This is a genomic window from Plantibacter elymi (nom. nud.), from assembly GCF_900177795.1.
Taxonomy (GTDB): domain Bacteria; phylum Actinomycetota; class Actinomycetes; order Actinomycetales; family Microbacteriaceae; genus Plantibacter; species Plantibacter elymi.
Window position 1 is genome coordinate 589,357 of sequence record NZ_FXWJ01000002.1, and the last position, 16,115, is coordinate 605,471.

The 16,115-nt window shown below is 68.7% G+C and carries 19 protein-coding genes, 2 tRNA genes and 1 riboswitch; of the genes, 6 read left to right on the forward strand and 15 right to left on the reverse strand.

All coding sequences use genetic code 11. From position 1 onward, the window contains the following. Positions 1–16 precede the first annotated feature (16 nt). Complete coding sequence (locus CCK91_RS07630; RefSeq protein WP_086473528.1) at positions 17–1,699, forward strand: FAD-binding dehydrogenase; 1,683 nt, start codon at positions 17–19, stop codon at positions 1,697–1,699. Positions 1,700–1,702: 3 nt separating this feature from the next. Here the strand turns inward: CCK91_RS07630 and CCK91_RS07635 are convergent, their stop codons facing one another. Next, on the reverse strand, positions 1,703–2,383 hold the full coding sequence (locus tag CCK91_RS07635) for a hypothetical protein (protein WP_086473529.1): 681 nt from the start codon (positions 2,381–2,383) through the stop codon (positions 1,703–1,705). Positions 2,384–2,509: 126 nt separating this feature from the next. On the opposite strand from CCK91_RS07635, the gene CCK91_RS07640 reads away from it, so the two are divergent. Then, complete coding sequence (locus CCK91_RS07640) at positions 2,510–3,382, forward strand: acyl-CoA thioesterase (RefSeq protein WP_234993952.1); 873 nt, start codon at positions 2,510–2,512, stop codon at positions 3,380–3,382. 10 nt (positions 3,383–3,392) lie between these two features. Here CCK91_RS07640 and CCK91_RS07645 read toward each other — a convergent pair whose 3' ends face one another. The 5 genes from CCK91_RS07645 to CCK91_RS07665 all read right to left on the reverse strand — a co-directional run bounded on the left by CCK91_RS07645 (position 3,393) and on the right by CCK91_RS07665 (position 8,200). Continuing rightward, a complete protein-coding gene (locus tag CCK91_RS07645) occupies positions 3,393–3,866 on the reverse strand; it encodes an acyl-CoA thioesterase (RefSeq protein ID WP_086473530.1) in 474 nt (157 codons plus the stop codon). Positions 3,867–3,953: 87 nt separating this feature from the next. Beyond that, a complete protein-coding gene (gene ettA, locus CCK91_RS07650; protein ID WP_079705695.1) occupies positions 3,954–5,636 on the reverse strand; it encodes an energy-dependent translational throttle protein EttA in 1,683 nt (560 codons plus the stop codon). Positions 5,637–5,649: 13 nt separating this feature from the next. Next, positions 5,650–7,095, reverse strand: a complete 1,446-nt coding sequence (locus CCK91_RS07655) for an amino acid permease (RefSeq protein ID WP_086473531.1) — start codon at positions 7,093–7,095, stop codon at positions 5,650–5,652. Between the two features lie 105 nt (positions 7,096–7,200). Further along, positions 7,201–7,725, reverse strand: a complete 525-nt coding sequence (locus CCK91_RS07660; protein ID WP_242664443.1) for a DUF6993 domain-containing protein — start codon at positions 7,723–7,725, stop codon at positions 7,201–7,203. A 22-nt stretch (positions 7,726–7,747) separates the two neighbouring features. Further along, positions 7,748–8,200 carry a single-stranded DNA-binding protein gene (locus tag CCK91_RS07665; protein WP_086473813.1) on the reverse strand — a complete coding sequence of 151 codons (453 nt, stop codon included), beginning with the start codon at positions 8,198–8,200 and terminating at the stop codon, positions 7,748–7,750. A gap of 282 nt (positions 8,201–8,482) precedes the next feature. Here CCK91_RS07665 and CCK91_RS07670 point away from each other — a divergent pair, with 282 nt between their 5' ends. Continuing rightward, the gene (locus tag CCK91_RS07670) at positions 8,483–8,683 is read left to right on the forward strand and encodes a hypothetical protein (protein ID WP_064295136.1); all 201 of its coding nucleotides are present in this window, start codon (positions 8,483–8,485) and stop codon (positions 8,681–8,683) included. A gap of 109 nt (positions 8,684–8,792) precedes the next feature. Continuing rightward, the gene (locus CCK91_RS07675; RefSeq protein WP_133059957.1) at positions 8,793–9,479 is read left to right on the forward strand and encodes a hypothetical protein; all 687 of its coding nucleotides are present in this window, start codon (positions 8,793–8,795) and stop codon (positions 9,477–9,479) included. A 69-nt stretch (positions 9,480–9,548) separates the two neighbouring features. Here CCK91_RS07675 and nadE read toward each other — a convergent pair whose 3' ends face one another. From nadE to orn, 4 genes are all read right to left on the reverse strand, one after another. Then, entirely contained in the window at positions 9,549–10,370 is an 822-nt protein-coding gene (gene nadE / locus CCK91_RS07680) for an ammonia-dependent NAD(+) synthetase (protein WP_085510661.1), read from the reverse strand. Between the two features lie 91 nt (positions 10,371–10,461). Continuing rightward, on the reverse strand, positions 10,462–10,812 hold the full coding sequence (locus tag CCK91_RS07685; protein ID WP_064295133.1) for a metallopeptidase family protein: 351 nt from the start codon (positions 10,810–10,812) through the stop codon (positions 10,462–10,464). Positions 10,813–10,867: 55 nt separating this feature from the next. Further along, positions 10,868–10,943 (reverse strand) — tRNA-His (locus CCK91_RS07690). 50 nt (positions 10,944–10,993) lie between these two features. Beyond that, positions 10,994–11,614: an oligoribonuclease gene (gene orn, locus CCK91_RS07695; protein WP_086473533.1), complete on the reverse strand. Its 621-nt coding sequence runs from the start codon at positions 11,612–11,614 to the stop codon at positions 10,994–10,996. A gap of 52 nt (positions 11,615–11,666) precedes the next feature. Here orn and CCK91_RS07700 point away from each other — a divergent pair, with 52 nt between their 5' ends. Continuing rightward, complete coding sequence (locus CCK91_RS07700; RefSeq protein WP_064295131.1) at positions 11,667–11,891, forward strand: SCO4848 family membrane protein; 225 nt, start codon at positions 11,667–11,669, stop codon at positions 11,889–11,891. Between the two features lie 30 nt (positions 11,892–11,921). Next, positions 11,922–11,994 (forward strand) — tRNA-Arg (locus tag CCK91_RS07705). Between the two features lie 109 nt (positions 11,995–12,103). Here CCK91_RS07705 and CCK91_RS07710 read toward each other — a convergent pair. The 5 genes from CCK91_RS07710 to CCK91_RS07730 all read right to left on the reverse strand — a co-directional run bounded on the left by CCK91_RS07710 (position 12,104) and on the right by CCK91_RS07730 (position 16,108). Then, on the reverse strand, positions 12,104–12,676 hold the full coding sequence (locus CCK91_RS07710) for a hypothetical protein (protein ID WP_086473534.1): 573 nt from the start codon (positions 12,674–12,676) through the stop codon (positions 12,104–12,106). After that, positions 12,673–13,473 (reverse strand): energy-coupling factor transporter transmembrane component T family protein, encoded by an 801-nt coding sequence (locus CCK91_RS07715; RefSeq protein WP_086473535.1) that lies wholly within the window; start codon positions 13,471–13,473, stop codon positions 12,673–12,675. Before CCK91_RS07715 ends, CCK91_RS07710 begins: the two co-directional genes overlap by 4 nt. Continuing rightward, positions 13,470–14,951 carry an ABC transporter ATP-binding protein gene (locus tag CCK91_RS07720; RefSeq protein WP_242664448.1) on the reverse strand — a complete coding sequence of 494 codons (1,482 nt, stop codon included), beginning with the start codon at positions 14,949–14,951 and terminating at the stop codon, positions 13,470–13,472. Before CCK91_RS07720 ends, CCK91_RS07715 begins: the two co-directional genes overlap by 4 nt. A 2-nt stretch (positions 14,952–14,953) precedes the next feature. Continuing rightward, entirely contained in the window at positions 14,954–15,583 is a 630-nt protein-coding gene (locus CCK91_RS07725; protein ID WP_086473536.1) for an ECF transporter S component, read from the reverse strand. Positions 15,584–15,619: 36 nt separating this feature from the next. Beyond that, a riboswitch (TPP riboswitch) is annotated at positions 15,620–15,728 on the reverse strand. 50 nt (positions 15,729–15,778) lie between these two features. After that, entirely contained in the window at positions 15,779–16,108 is a 330-nt protein-coding gene (locus tag CCK91_RS07730) for a hypothetical protein (protein ID WP_086473537.1), read from the reverse strand. Positions 16,109–16,115 lie beyond the last annotated feature (7 nt).

Consider the following 16,115-nt stretch of genomic DNA (forward strand, 5'->3'; position numbering starts at 1 on the left):
CCGAAGGAGTCAGCAGATGCCAGCAGCCGTCCCTCCCAACCCGTCCGCCGATCGAACCGAGGCCGACGCGATCGTGATCGGCAGCGGGCTGGCCGGGCTCGTCGCCGCCGCGGAGCTGATCGACGCCGGCAAGCGGGTCATCCTGCTCGAACAGGAGCCGGAGTCGAACCTCGGTGGCCAGGCGCACTGGTCGTTCGGCGGCCTGTTCCTGGTCGACTCCCCCGAGCAGCGCCACCTCGGCGTCCGTGACTCGCTCGAGCTCGCGACCCAGGACTGGTTCGGCGCAGCAGCGTTCGACCGTCCCGAGGACCACTGGCCCAAGCGCTGGGCAGAGGCGTACCTCGATTTCGCCGCTGGCGAGAAGCGCGCCTGGCTCCACGACCAGGGCGTGCGGTTCTTCCCGGTCGTCGGCTGGGCGGAACGGGGCGGTTACGGCGCCATCGGCCACGGCAACTCCGTTCCCCGCTTCCACATCACCTGGGGCACCGGACCCGGTGTCGTCGCACCCTTCGTCCGACGGGTCAACGCCGGCGTCGAGGACGGCACGGTGTCGGCTCACTTCCGGCACCGCGTGGACGAGCTGCTCACCGAGGACGGCGCGGTCGTCGGCGTACGAGGCTCGGTGCTCGCCCCGTCACATGCCGAGCGCGGGGCCCCGAGCTCGCGCGAGGTCGTCGGCGAATTCTCGTGCAGGGCGCCCGCGGTGCTCGTCGCGAGCGGCGGCATCGGAGGGAACCACGACCTCGTCCGCGAGCAGTGGCCGGCTCGGCTCGGGACGCCGCCGACGACCATGCTCTCCGGAGTCCCTGCGCACGTCGACGGACGCATGCTGGCGATCAGTGAGCGTGCGGGCGGGCGTCTCATCAACGGCGACCGGATGTGGCACTACGTCGAAGGCATCACCAACTGGGATCCGATCTGGCCGCAGCACGGCATCAGGATCCTACCGGGGCCGTCGTCGCTCTGGTTCGACGCGACCGGGAAGCGGCTCCCGGTGCCGCTCTTCCCGGGCTTCGACACGCTCGGTACCCTCGCGCACCTGCGTGCCACCGGCCACGACCACAGCTGGTTCGTGCTGACCCAGCGGATCATCGAGAAGGAGTTCGCGCTGTCGGGGAGCGAGCAGAACCCCGACCTCACCGGGAAGGACCTCGGGCTCCTCGCGAAGCGCATCGGCCCGGGAGCGCCCGGGCCGGTCGAGGCGTTCAAGGAACACGGCGCGGACTTCGTCGTCGCCGACACGCTCACCGAGCTGATCGCCGGCATGCAGGAGCTCAGCCCGGAGACGCCGATCGACGCGGCGAACGTCATCGCCGAGGTGGAAGCGCGCGATCGCGAGATCGACAACCCGTTCACGAAGGACCTGCAGATCACGGCGCTCCGCGGTGCCCGCTCCTACCGGGGCGACAAACTCATCCGCGTCGCCGCACCGCACCGGCTCCTCGATCCGAAAGCCGGACCGCTCATCGCGGTGAAGCTGCACGTCCTGACCCGCAAGAGCCTCGGTGGGCTGGAGACCGACCTCGCGAGTCGGGTCCTCGGCCCGGACGGGAACCCGGTGCCCGGCCTCTACGCCGCCGGTGAGGCGGCTGGCTTCGGTGGTGGAGGGATACACGGCTACCGCGCGCTCGAGGGAACCTTCCTCGGCGGGTGTCTGTTCAGCGGTCGGACCGCCGGCCGCGCGATGGCAGGCGCCTGAGGATCAGGACACGGCGCCCGCGAGCACATGCCCGCGTCGGGTGCTCAAGCGCACCCATCCGCCTGAGCGGAAGACGGCCGCGCGCTCCGGCTCGGCGATGAAGCCGAGGGCCACCGCGGCGAACGCCGCTCCGGTCGGGAGTCCGTGGCCGTCGCCGAGGGGCCGGGACCAGACCTGCGACCGCACCTTCTGGACGATCTGATCGCCCACCGCCGTGGGGAGCGTCTCGGCGATCTCCGCGGCCCCCGTCCTGGCGACGAGTTCGAGCTCGATGGTGTCCACGTCGCCCGCCCGTTCCCAGCCGCCACGGGGCGGTGCCTGTCCGACCCACGGGGCCGTCCTCGTGGACGGCGGCAGCTCGAGCGGCACGGTCTCGCGGGCATCCGCCATCAGGTCCTCGGCAGCGACGCCGCCGAGCGTTCGGACGATGCGGTCGATGAGTTCACGCGGGGTCGCGAGGACGTCGGCCGTGGCGGGTTCGGCGAGTGCGAACGTGCGCATCCCGATGATCGTCGGACTCCGGTCGAGCAGACCCTGCGGGTGCAGCACCGGGGCGGAGACCGCCAGGACGTCCCCGGCAGCCAGGAGTCGTACACCGGAATCGTCGATCCGGGCGGCGCGTGCGAGGAAGGTGCGGAGGTCGGCGAGCGAGGTGGCATCGAGGAGCTGCAAGGTGGTGGACATCTCCTCTCAATCTACGCCACCGCCGCGTGCGCTCCGGCACCGCGTCGCCAGGGCCTGGATAGACTCGGCGGGTCGGGTCGGGCATCGACGACCGAGCCTCGACCCTCGGATGAAAGGCGTGTTCGCGTGAAGGAACCGATCCACTCCCTGCTCACCGCGCTGGATCTCAGTGCTCCCGGTGTCCGAACCGACGAGGACATCTTCACCGGTCCGTCGCAATGGATGCCGCAGGGGCGGGTCTTCGGTGGTCAGGTGCTCGCCCAGTCCGTCGTCGCCGCGACCCGGACCGTCGACGCCGAACGCATCATCCACTCGATGCACGGGTACTTCCTCCGACCAGGCGACGTCGACCTGCCGATCACCTTCGCGGTCGACCGCATCCACGACGGACGCTCGTTCGCCACCCGACGCACCCAGGCCTATCAGAACGGGGTGCCGATCCTCTCGATGATCGCGTCCTTCCAGACCCAGGACGAGGGCCCGGAGCATCAGATCGAGCTGCCCGACGGGATCCCCGACCCGGAGACCCTCCCGTCGGCCGCCGAGCTCCTCAGCGGGATCGACCACCCGGCGGCCGAGGCCTGGGCGACGGGACGCCCCTTCGACCTCCGACACGTCGGCTCCCCCGTCTACCTCCGAGTGGAGGGCGAGCGGACCACCCGGCAAGCGGTGTGGTTCAAGACGATCGAGGACCTGCCCGACGACCCGGCGCTGCACCGTGCCGCGCTCGCCTACGCGAGTGACTACACGATCCTGGAGCCGGTGCTCCGTCGTCACGGCGTCCCGTGGGCCACCCCGGGCATCAAGATCGCCAGTCTCGACCACGCCATGTGGTGGCACCGACCCGCCCGCGTCGACGAGTGGCTGCTCTACCTGCAGGATTCCCCGAGCGCCACCGGCGGACGAGGTCTGTCCCTCGGGCGCATCTACGATCGGGCGGGTCGCCTCGTCGCGAGCGTCGCCCAGGAGGGCATGGTGCGGTTCCCGACGCCTCGATGACCGGCGTCGCTCAGCGCCGCGAGAACTCGATCGGATCCTCGACGAACGGCTCCCATGCGGCACGTTCGACGTCCGAGATCCGGCGCGGCTTGAGCGTCTTGGCGTCCACCATGACGACCGTCGTTGAGGCTCGGGCGTACAGCGTCTGCGATGCCCCACCCAGCGGCGAGTAGACCTCGTACGCGACCTGCAGGCTGGCTCCGCCGATCTTGCCCATCCAGAGCTGGACGTCGAGAGGATCGCGCTGGTACGGGATCGGGGCCAGGTACTCGATCTCCTGGTGCGCCACGAGCGTCAGCGTCTCGGCCTCGAGGCTCGCATCGATGACCGCCGTCGGCGGGACGTCCTCCGACGCCAGCGTCGGGATCCAGAAGACGCGGACGCGCGCTTCCTCCAGCAGCTTGAGCATCGAGGCGTTGTTGACGTGGTTGAAGGCGTCGAGGTCGCCCCACCGCAGTGGGATCGGCACGTGGAGTCTGGTCATTGCTGGGCCCTCCGTGGGTCGGGGACGTACGGGTCGTGAACGGACGACGGCCCACCGGCAGAAGCCGATGGGCCGTTCGCACGGGTCCTAGTCGCGTGTGAGCTTGCGGTACGCGGAGCGGTGCGGCTTGGCCGCGTCCGGTCCGAGGCGCTTGATCTTGTCCTCTTCGTAGGACTCGAAGTTACCCTCGAACCAGTGCCAGTTCGACGGGTTCTCCTCGGTGCCCTCGTACGACAGGATGTGCGTCGCGATGCGGTCGAGGAACCACCGGTCGTGGGTGATGACCACGGCACAACCCGGGAACTCGAGGAGCGCGTTCTCGAGGCTCGAGAGCGTCTCGACGTCGAGGTCGTTGGTCGGTTCGTCGAGCAGCAGGAGGTTACCGCCCTGCTTGAGGGTCAGCGCGAGGTTCAGTCGGTTGCGCTCACCACCGGAGAGGACGCCGGCCTTCTTCTGCTGGTCCGGCCCCTTGAACCCGAAGGTCGACACGTAGGCGCGGGACGGGATCTCCTGGTTGCCGACCTGGATGTAGTCGAGCCCTTCGGACACGACCTCCCAGAGCGTCTTGTTGGGGTCGATGCCCCCACGGGACTGGTCGACGTAGGAGAGCTTCACGGTCTCGCCGACCTTGAGCTCACCGCCATCGAGCGGCTCGATGCCGACGATGGTCTTGAACAGCGTGGTCTTACCGACACCGTTCGGGCCGATGATGCCGACGATGCCGTTGCGAGGCAGGCTGAAGGAGAGGTCGTCGATGAGGACGCGTCCGTCGAAGCCCTTCTCGAGCTTCTTGGCCTCGAGGACCGTCGAGCCGAGTCGCGGACCGGCGGGGATCTGGATCTCCTCGAAGTCGAGCTTCCTGGTGCGCTCGGCCTCCGTCGCCATCTCCTCGTAGCGAGCGAGACGAGCCTTCGACTTCGCCTGGCGGCCCTTCGCGTTGCTGCGGACCCACTCGAGTTCGCTCGCGAGTCGCTTGGCGAGCTTCGCGTCCTTCTTGCCTTGGACGTTGAGACGCTCGCCCTTCTTCTCGAGGTAGGTCGAGTAGTTGCCCTCGTAGGGGTACAGGCGACCGCGGTCGACCTCACAGATCCACTCTGCGACGTGGTCGAGGAAGTACCGGTCGTGGGTGACGGCGAGCACGGCGCCCGCGTACTGGGCGAGGTGCTGCTCGAGCCAGAGCACGCTCTCGGCGTCGAGGTGGTTGGTGGGCTCGTCGAGGAGCAGGAGGTCGGGCTTCTGCAGGAGGAGCTTGCAGAGTGCGACGCGACGCTTCTCACCACCGGAGAGGTGGGCGACCGTGGCGTCGGACGGCGGGCAGCGCAGGGCGTCCATCGCCTGCTCCAGCTGCGAGTCGAGGTCCCAGGCGTCAGCGGCGTCGATCGCCTCCTGCAGCACGCCCATCTCGGCGAGCAGGGCGTCGAAGTCGGCGTCGGGCTCGGCCATCGCGAGCGAGATCTCGTTGAAGCGGTCGATCTTGCCCTTGATCTCGCCGACGCCCTCTTGGACGTTCTCGAGCACGGTCTTGTCCTCGTCGAGTTCCGGCTCCTGCATGAGGATGCCGACGCTGAAGCCCGGCGTGAGCTTCGCCTCACCGTTCGAGGGGGTGTCGATCCCCGCCATGATCTTCAGGATCGTGGACTTACCGGCACCGTTCGGGCCGACGACGCCGATCTTCGCTCCGGGCAGGAACGCCATCGTCACGTCGTCGAGGATGAGCTTGTCGCCGACCGCCTTGCGGGCGCGGACCATCGAGTAAATGTATTCAGCCATGTCGCCGTCCAGTCTACGGGCGGACCCTCCGTTTGCGCTGCACGACGACGCCCGCGATGACGGCCGCCGCCGCGATCGCGCAACTCGTCGTCACCTCGAGGAGCCGGGCGGGCCCGCCGAAGAACATCGACACCAGCAGCGCGACGAGCGCGACGACGACCACGACGGTGAGCCACGGGTGTCCCCACATGCGGATCCCGCCGACGCGGTCGCTGCTCTCCGACGGCGAGACCTGATCGAACCGTCGGCTGCGCAATTGAGCGACGGCGATCACGATCCACACGAAGATCGCGATCGCGCCGGTGGAGTTGACGAGGAACGTGAAGACCTCGTCCGGTGCGAGGTAGTTCAACAGGACGCACACGAGCCCGACGACGGCCGAGCACAGGATCGCGACCGCCGGAGTGCCGCGCCGTGTCGTCGCGCGGACCGCTCGCGGGGCCTCCCCGCGGCCGCCGAGCGAGAACAGCATGCGCGATGCCGTGTACAGCGAGGCGTTGAGCGTCGACAGCAGGGCCGTGAAGACGATGATGTCCATCGCCACCCCGGCACCGGGGATCCCGGCGGCGTGCAGCATGGTGACGAAGGGACTGATCCCCGGCGTGATCTCCGTCCACGGCACCACGATGAGGACGACCAGGATCGAGCCGATGTAGAACAGCAGGATCCGCCAGACGACCGAGTTCACCGCTCGCCGGACGGCACCCTTCGGGTCCACCGATTCTCCCGCCGCGATCGTGGCGACCTCGGCACCGAACATCGAGAAGATGATCGGCAACAGCGCCGCCAGGACGCCGCCGATACCGAACGGCAGGAAGCCCCCGTCGGTTGGAGCGAGGTTGGCGACGGTCGCCGTCTCGGTCGGGATGACGCCGACGATGATGAGCGATCCGAGCGCGATGAACAGGATCACGGCCGCGATCTTGATCGACGAGAACCAGAACTCGAACTCACCGAACGACTTCACGGAGACGAGGTTGGCGGCGAGGAATGCGACGGTGATCACGAGCGCCGGGATCCACTGCGGGAGACCGGGCACCCACTGGCTGACGATCTGCGCTGCGGCCGTCGCCTCGATGCCGACGACCACGACCCAGAACCACCAGTAGAGCCATCCGATCGCGAGACCGGCCCAGGGACCGATGAATCGCGAGGCGTAGGCGGAGAACGACCCGGTCTCGGGCGATGCGGAGGCCATCTCCCCCAACATGCGCATGACGAGCACCACGACCACGCCGGCCAGGGCGTACGCGAGGATCACGCCGGGCCCTGCTGCGAGGATCGCCGTGCTCGACGCCACGAGGAGCCCGGCGCCGATCATGCCACCGAGGGCGATCAGCGCCAGATGACGAGGCTTGAGCGTGTGCGCGAGCGCCGTCGGCGCCACGGCCAGACGTTCGTCGGCCAGGAAGACGGCCTCGGTGGCAGGTTCCCCGCCAGGTGATGGGTTGGCGGTCATGCAGTCCCTCGATTCCGGATCGAGCCACCCAAGAGGTGGCAACATCTGAAATTTCAGGTTATGGCATGCCCACGACTTGCACCAGTCCGGAAGCGGTCGGCGGCTCTACCAGTCGATCACGCGGGTGACCCCGACGAGGCATCGACCGGTGTCGAGCTGTGACACCACCGACGAGTGGTACCCCGTCGCCGGCCCGTTCTGCCCGAGGATGCACTGCCCTTGCCACCGGATGGCGAACTGGATCGAGTCGGCCGGCTCGCCGATGCTCGTCGTGTCCGAGGAGACCTCCATCTCCGCCTTCGGGAAGCCGGCGGCGACGAGACCGTCGATGATCGCCTGGCCGCCTGCGGCGGGGTTCGCGGCGAGCGTCGCGGCATTGACGGCGTCGAAGAACGGCAGGTTGTCCGTGGCGGTGCCCTCGGGGAGCAGCACCGGCGCCGCCGGAGCGGTCTCCGTGGCGGTCGGCGTCTGGCTCGGCGTGGCCGTCGGCTCGGGAGCGGTCTGGGTGCAACCGGTCACAACGATGCCGAGCAGGCCGAGCACCACGCCGGCCCGGACGCCGGCGATCGACGAGCGGCGACGGATCGAGGTGACGGCTGAGACGGGGCGGTCGCGGAGGCTCTTCTGCACGCCGAGCAGTCTACGCGGCGCGTCAGAACGGCGTGTCCTGCGGCGGTGCCGACGCCCATTCCCCGGTTCCGGAACCGGTCGACTCGGATGCGGCGGGCGCCGGGTTCGCCCCCGCTCCGATCGGCGACTCACCGGACCCCTTCGGTTGCCAGCCGATGTCGGGCCCGATGTGATCGGCTTCGATGTCGACCGACGTCCCTCGTCGCTCACCCTGCTCCCAATCGCGGATCCGCAACCGACCGAGCACGATGACGCGCTGTCCTTTGACGAGCGATGTCGCGGAGGCGGTCGCCAATCCGCGGAAGGCGCTCACCGTGTACCAGTTCGTCTCCTGCGCGACCCAGGAACCCTGCTTCTGGTCGTACCGACGTTGCTGCGACGCCAGGCGGAAACTGGTGATGTCCAGCCCGGACGTCGTGCGATGGTGCTTGGGGTCTGTCGCGACATGTCCGCAGACGGTGATCTGGTCGTTCATGGGTTCCTCTCCTGTCGGTCCGACGATCCTGGCGGTGGATCGCGGAAGCGTCCGGGGCGGGTCCGTGCCGATCGCCACCCCGGACGCGCTGCCAGCCTCACCGATCCCGGAGGCCCCGTGTCGAGCCGGTCGGCCCTCGTCGATGTCCACAACCGCGCACTTCGCTGTGGAGGACCCTCGCTCCGCTCCGACCAGGGCCGATGTCGGTGGCCCCGCATACGCTGACGAGTACCAGCCGGCAGTCCCAGTCCGGCATCGCCCCACCAGCGCACGAGGAGTCCCATGCCCAACGCCCTGAGCATCCGTCCCGGCTACTGGCGCGTCACGACCCCCGACGGCCGCGTGCTCGGCAACATCGAGGCCGTCGGAGCGGACGGCGTTCCGGAGTACCGGGCCAACCGGTTCCGGCCGGCCGTCCTCGGGTATGCCCCTCTGGGCAGCTTCAGCGATCTCGCGGTCGCCATCGACGCCTTCCGCAACTGAGTGACGACCCTCCCGCCGTTCCCGTCGAACCCGGTGCGTCGCCCGAGTTCACGCCCGAACGAGGGGTAGTCTGCGGCCCATGCAGTGGTGGAATGACTTCGTAGAGTGGGTGACCTCAGCTGAGGTCCGCCCCATGCTGTTCGCTGCGGCCCTCTTCATCGTGGCCGTCGTGGTTTCCTCTCTCGTCGCCGCCGGCGCAAGCCGTCGTGCGCTGCGAGCCATCGTGGACCAGCGCGATCGAGAGCAGAAGAACGTCGCGATCCTGGCGCTCGTCGATGCCGCCACCGAGGCCAGCGTCTGGAACTCGCTCACCCCCCAGGAGCAGGTGCTCAGCGATCGGGCCGTCGCCCAGGCCGACACGCTCGTGCGACTGAGCCCGATCAAGGGTGCGGCCGTCGCTGCGGACTGGGCGAACCACCAGCTCCACGAGATGAAGCGCAACTCCGCCACGTTCGGGTACGAGTTGGACCCGGTCGTCGAGGAGTTCCGCGACCGCCTCGTCGAGTGGTCGAAGAAGCCGGCACGCGCTCGCAAGGACTTCGAGGGCGACCTCCGTCGCTGGCGCGCGGAGTCCACGGGATCGGAACAGGCGCTCGTCGCAGAGCAGGAGTCCTGGGTCGCCAAGCAGCACCACGAGCAGTACGCCGAGGTGAAGCCCGCGTCCACCGCGCCGGCATCACGGCCCGGCGACATCACCCGCTCGACGGGTGGCACGATCAACACCAGCACGACGCAGCGCATCATCGACGACGTCGCGGTCCTGGAAGCCGAACGCAAGCAGTCCAGCGTCAGCTGACCACCGAGACTGACAGACGGCGGCCCGATCATCCGATCGGGCCGCCGTCTTCGTGTCAGGGGTGCGTTGTCAGCGCCACCAGGTGTCGAACTTGCTGACCGGGACCTGTCGCTTGTGCTCCGTCGCCGCGTACCGGGCCTCGATCGCTTCAGCGGCCACCGGATCGATCTCGCTCCCCTCGAGGAAGTCGTCGATCTGCTGGTAGCTGAGCCCGAGGTTCTCCTCATCGGTCTGGCCGGGAGTGCCGTCGAGGAGATCGGCGGTCGGCGCCTTCAGGTACAGACGTTCCGGAGCATCGAGCGACTCCAGGAGCGCCCGCCCTTGACGCTTCGTCAGGCCGCTGAGCGGGAGCACGTCGGCCCCGCCGTCGCCGAACTTCGTGAAGAACCCGGTGACCGCCTCGGCCGCGTGGTCCGTCCCGACGACCAGGAGCCCCTGCTGACCGGCGATCGCGTATTGCGCGACCATCCGTGCCCGCGCCTTCGCGTTGCCCTTGACGAAGTCGCTGAGGGGTTCACCGGTCGCATCCGCGTACTCGGCTTCGAACCCGTCGACCGCACGTTGGATGTTGAACACGACGGAGTCGTCCGGGCGGATGAACGACAGCGCCAACTGGGCGTCGTCCTCGTCGTGCTGCACCGCGTACGGCAGACGGACGGCGACGAACCGGGCCTCCCCACCCTCGGCTCGGACCTCTTCCGCCGCGAGCTGGCACAGGCGCCCGGCGAGCGACGAGTCCTGTCCCCCGCTGATCCCGAGCACGAACCCCTTCGTGTGCGTCGCCCGCAGGTACGACTTCAGGAAGTCGATCCGGGAACGGACCTCGGCCGCCGGGTCGATCGTGGGGCTGACATGGAGTTCCGCAATGATGCGGGCCTGGATCTCGCGCATGTCCCCAGGCTACTCGCTCACCGGAGGCGCACCCGGAACTCCGAGGCACTCGCAACACACCGGAAACACGGCTCGGTGGGCGAGGCGGGTCTCAGGCCCAGCCGAGCTCGTGCAGTCGCTCGTCGTCAATGCCGTAGAAGTGCGCGATCTCGTGGACCAGGGTGGTGTGGATCTCGTCGGCGAGCTCGTCGAGGGTCTCGCACGCCGCCAGATGCGGCTCGCGGTAGACGATGATCCGGTCGGGCATCTCGCCGAAGCCGTAGCGGTCGCGCTCCGTCAGGGCGACGCCGTCGTACAGCCCGAGCGTGTCGAGCGTGCCGTTCTCAGGGCGGTCCTCGACGACGAAGACGACGTTGTCGAGACCGTCGACCATCTCGTCGGGCAAGCGGTCGAGTTCGTCCACCACGAGGGCTTCGAACGCCTCGGTGTCCAGCTCCAACATGCCCGCTCCCCGGATACGACAGAAGCCGGAGGGATCCTCCGGCTTCTGTACGACATGGGGTGAGTAACGGGGCTTGAACCCGCGACCTCCTGGACCACAACCAGGCGCTCTGCCAACTGAGCTATACCCACCATGCGACCTGCTCCGCGGAGACCGCGTCACAAGCGACTGGATGAGTCTATTACATGTTTGGGGCGTACCGTGACACGACCGCTTCCGAAACCTGCTTCGCGTCGTCGGAGGACGGGCCGGGGAGGTCGACGAACAACGCTCCGCGGTAGTAGGCGAGCTCACGGATCGACTCGAGGATGTCCGCCAGCGCGCGGTGTCCGCCGTGCTTCGACGGGGCGTTGAAGTAGACCCGCGGGTACCACCGACGGGCCAGTTCCTTGATGGAGGAGACGTCGACGTTGCGGTAGTGCAGGTGGGCGTCGAGCCGCGGCATGTACCGCGCGAGGAATCCGCGGTCGGTCCCGATGGTGTTCCCGGCCAGCGGCGCCTTCGACTCGTCGGGGACGAAGCGCTGGATGTACTCGATGACCTGGAACTCGGCGTCCGCGACGCTCACGCCGGTCGGGATCTCCTCGAGCAGCCCCGACGTGCGGTGCATGTTCGTCACGAACTCACCCATGTTGTCGAGTGCCGACTGGTCGGGCTTGATCACGACGGAGTAACCCGGGTCGAGGATGTTCAGTTCGAAGTCGGTGATCACGACGGCGATCTCGACGAGTTCGTCGACCTCCAGCTCGAGTCCGGTCATCTCGCAGTCGATCCAGACCAGACGGTCCCCAGCTGTGCTCATGGGTCGAGTCTACTCAGCACGACCGACGCCGCCGGTTCCGTAGACTCGAGCGGTGATCATCGCCATCTCCGTCCTGCTGCTCGTCAACGGTGTCTACAACGTCGTCGTCTGGCCCCGCTTCCTCAAGCGGATCGTCGCCGACCCGCGTGCCCGCGACGATCAGGGACGTGCGACGACGTTCCTGCGCGTACACGTCATCCTCATCAGCATCGCCCTCGTCCTCGCAGCCCTGTCGCTCGTCTTCGGTGTCCTCGGCCTCCTCGGCGTCGGCGCCTGAGACACCGCTGCGGTATCCTGGACGACGCCCGCCTCCGTAGCTCAGGGGATAGAGCAGGAGCCTTCTAATCTCTTGGTCGCAGGTTCGAATCCTGCCGGGGGCACACCACCCGACATCGCGGAGCCTTCTCATCTCTTGGTCGCAGGTTCGAATCCTGCCGGGGGCACCACCCTTCGACAAGCTTCGGGGACCGGGAAGCCGGACCTTGGGTTTCAAGAACGGAGCCAGGGGCTCCAGCGTTTCGCTTCGTCGCGCGCAAGGGTGTCGAGGACGAGGGATGAGACCTGGTCCGCGGCGCCGGTCGCCTCGATTCGGAGAGCGGCGTCGAGGTCGGGCCGCTCCCGCTCGATGAACGCATCCTCCTGGAGGGTCCATCCCGCGAGCCAGTCGACACCGTCACCGCGCCCGATGAGGCGGTCGGTGCGCTGCACCACCGGCGCGTCGAGCCACAGCACCGTATCGGCGAGCACCCGCGAGGATCGCGACGACGACCCGCAACCCTCGACGATGAGTGGACGGTCGCTCGGCACGAGGTGCGCCTCCGCGCGGTCGGACCGTTCCCAGTCCCAGCGCCGCCACTCCCCCGCGCGCCGCTCGGAGAACGGCTTCAGGATCCACTCGACGAGGAGTCGAGCACCCTCGTCGAGCCCCTCCCACCCCGGATACAGGTCGTCCATGTGGACGACCGTGCTGGCCGTCAACGCGGACGCCACCGAGGAGGCGAGCGTCGTCTTCCCGGTGCCCGACCGACCGTCGATGAGCAGGACCGGCGGAACCGCGCTCACTGACCCACGACCCGGAACGTACCGGCGAGGACCGCCGTGGAGAGCGCGAGAGCCATGATCACGATCGTCACCAGCACAGCCAGGAGATCGGCCCGGCCCAGGCGGGACGGTCTGGCCCAGGTGCGTTCGATCGGTGCCCCGAACCCCCGCGCCTCCATCGCCGTCGCGAGTTTGCTCCCGCGGCGGATGGCGAACACCAGCAGGACGAACGCCATGGACGCGAACCGACGGACCACTCCCCGGTCCCCCAGCCCACGGGCACGACGGGCGAGCGCGAGACTGCGCCAGTCGTCGATGAAGAGTCCGAGCATCCGCGCTCCAGCGAGGATCCCGAGCACGAACCGCGACGGCAGCTTCGCGATCTGGGACAGCCCGTCGGCCAGATCGGTCGGATCCACCCGCGCGAAGAGCAGGATCGTCGGGAGACCGAGCGCCAATACGCGGATCGTCACGGCGACCGCCAGCGCGATCGAGTTGTCCGTCACCCTGACGAACCCGAGCGACAGGTACTCCGTCCCTCCCGGCTTCGCGTACAACAGCATGCTGATCCCGCCGACGGGCGCGAAGACGAGCACCGGCAGTGCCCGCTTCAGCAACGCGGTGAACCGCAGGCCGGAGAGCGGGAACAGCATCACTTCGAGCAGCACCGCCGTGCTCGCACTCACCCAGTCGATCGTCAGCAGCAACGGGACGGACAGGATGAGGACGGCCAGCACCTTCGTCACCGGATTCACCCGGTCGAGTGGCGGTCGATGGTGCAACACCGTCGAGCGCTCCGCTGCAGTGACGCTCGTCATGCGGCCCGCCTCCCGAGCTCCAGCGGTTCGAGGAGGATGTGATGGTCGCCCAGATGTTCGACGACCCCCGCGTCATGCGTGACGGAGACGATCGTCGCGCCGCGCTCGAGCTCCTGCTGCAGCAGGCGGACGAGTGACAACCATGTGCGTCGATCCTGCCCGAACGTCGGTTCGTCGAGGACCATGACCGCCGGTCGGGCCGCGAGGACGGTCGCCACCGACAACCGGCGCTTCTGACCGCCCGAGAGACTGAACGGGTTCGCTTCGGCCAGACGCCCCAGTCCGAGCGCCTCGAGGATCTCGGAGACCCGCTCGTCGATGGCGGTCCGGGGCCAGCGGAGCGCCTGCAGGCCGACGCCGAGCTCGTTCCGCACGGTCGACGAGACGAACTGGTGCTCGGGATCCTGGAAGACCGTCCCGATGCGCGTGAGCAACTCGGTGGACTTCCAGCGGATCGGCCGGGACCCCAGCCTGCCGGCGAGCTGCGGAGCGGCGGTCACCGTCCCCGCGATCTCCGGCAGCAGTCCCGCCAGCGTGAGCGCGAGCGTGGACTTCCCCGCGCCGTTGGGGCCGACGATGACGGTCGCCGCGCCCTCGGGCACCGCGAGGCGCAGGTGCTCCTGCACCGGCTGGGCGCGCGTCCGACCGATCGCCAGGTCGTCGGTCGTGATGACCGCCGCTGATGGACCGGACACCTGACGAGGGGCCAACCCCAGCGGGATGCCGGGCACCCAGACGCCCGCGTCGGCCAGGCGCTGCCCGACGTCGTCGAGGACGAGGTCGGGTGGCCCGTCGGCGAGGACACCGCCGTCGGCGTCGAGCACGACGACCCTGGTCATCAGCTCACGCCAGACCTCGACGCGGTGTTCGATGACGACCAGGGTGGACGAACCGTCATCGACCAGCCGAGCGACGGCGTCTCGCACCTCGGCCACCCCGGCCGGGTCGAGGTTCGCGGTCGGTTCGTCGAGCAGGAGGAGCGAGGGGTGCATGGCGAGCACCCCGGCGAGGGCCAGCCGCTGTTTCTGACCGCCGGACAGCGCCGAGGTCGAGTGGTCCAGCGGCAGGTCCAGTCCGACGGCCTCCAGTGAGGCGTCCACGCGGCGCCAGATCTCCTCGCGCTCGACGCCGAGGTTCTCGCAGCCGAAGGCGACGTCGTCACCGACCTTGGACAGGATCACCTGCGAGTCGGGATCCTGCAGCACGAGCCCGATGCGACCCCTCGCCCGTTCAGGCGGAACGCCGTCCACGAGGAGCGAGCCGTTGGACTCCCCCTCGTCCGCGCCGCCGAGGACGCCGGCCAGTGCGTGGATCAGCGTCGACTTGCCGGCACCGGACGCCCCCAGGAGGAGGACCCGTTCGCCCGGTTCGATCACGAGGTCGAGGTCGCGCACCGCCCAGGCCTTCCGACCGGCATGACGCCACCCCCAGTCCCGCGCGACGACGCGCGCCGGACCGGTCGCAGCCGTTCCCGGCACGATCAGACCTCGCGCCGAGCGTCCCGCCCCGACGCGAACCGACTGAGCGCTCCGGTCGACGCGAGTGCCCTGACGAGTGCCCAGCCGACGACACCGGCGAGGATCGCGCCCGAGACGAGCAGCGAACCGAGGTAGATCGCGTTGAACTCGACACCCTTCTCGAGGTTGCCCGACATCACGAGCTCGAGGAGCCACGCGCCGGCCCCGGCTCCGGCACCGGCGAGGATCGCCGGAACGAGGCCGAAGCGCTTGTACGCGAGCGCCGCGAACACCAGCTCGGCCCCCAGGCCCTGAGCGAGGCCGGAGTACACCGTCGTGACACCCCACGCGTTGCCGATGAGGGCGGAGACGATTGCTCCGATGGTCTCGACGAGGAGCGCAGCGCCGGGCTTCCGGATGATGAGTCCGCCGAGCACCCCACCGAGGAGCCATATCCCGACGGCGATCCCGCCGAAACCGGGCGTGACGGCGCTGGCGCCCGCGTACCAGAGTGATCCGAGCGTGTTCCACGCCCAGAAGATGAGGCCGGTCGCGACGCCGAGCACGGCGACCACGACGATGTCGACGACCCTCCAGCGCAAGGTCCGCGACGCAGCGCGTTCAGAGGGTGAGATCTTGGTCGATGCTGACACGATACGTGCCCTTCCTGTAGACGGAAAAGAGCACGGGATAGCGAGAAATGGTCTCCCTGCGCTGGCATGATCCAGATCAGGTTCGACGGTCGAAGGCGAATACCTTCCTCTCAGCCCGGTTCACCGGACTCCCGTGGTGGCACGAGTCTAACCCCTGCCGTGCGCAGTCGCACGACAGGGGTTCGACGGGGAGCGCTACTTCTTGAGGGCCTTGATGAGGCCGGCCAGAGCCTTGCCGCTCACCCAGATGAACGGGATCGCGACGGCGATGAGCGAGATGAGGTTCGGGTCGAAACGGAGACCCTCGGCGGTCTTGATGTAGGCGCCGACCGGGATCGAGACGCCACCGCCGCCACCGCCGCTCGGGGCGTCGTCGCCGTCGCCTTCGGAGCCGCCGCCGAAGCCGTAGTACGTCAGTGCGACGGGCACGAGCTTCGTGCCGTCGACGTCCTGCTGCTCCCCATAGGCTGCGGACACGCCGAGCCCCTTCGCCTGTTCTGCCAGCTTCTCCACGAGATTCGTCATACCGCGA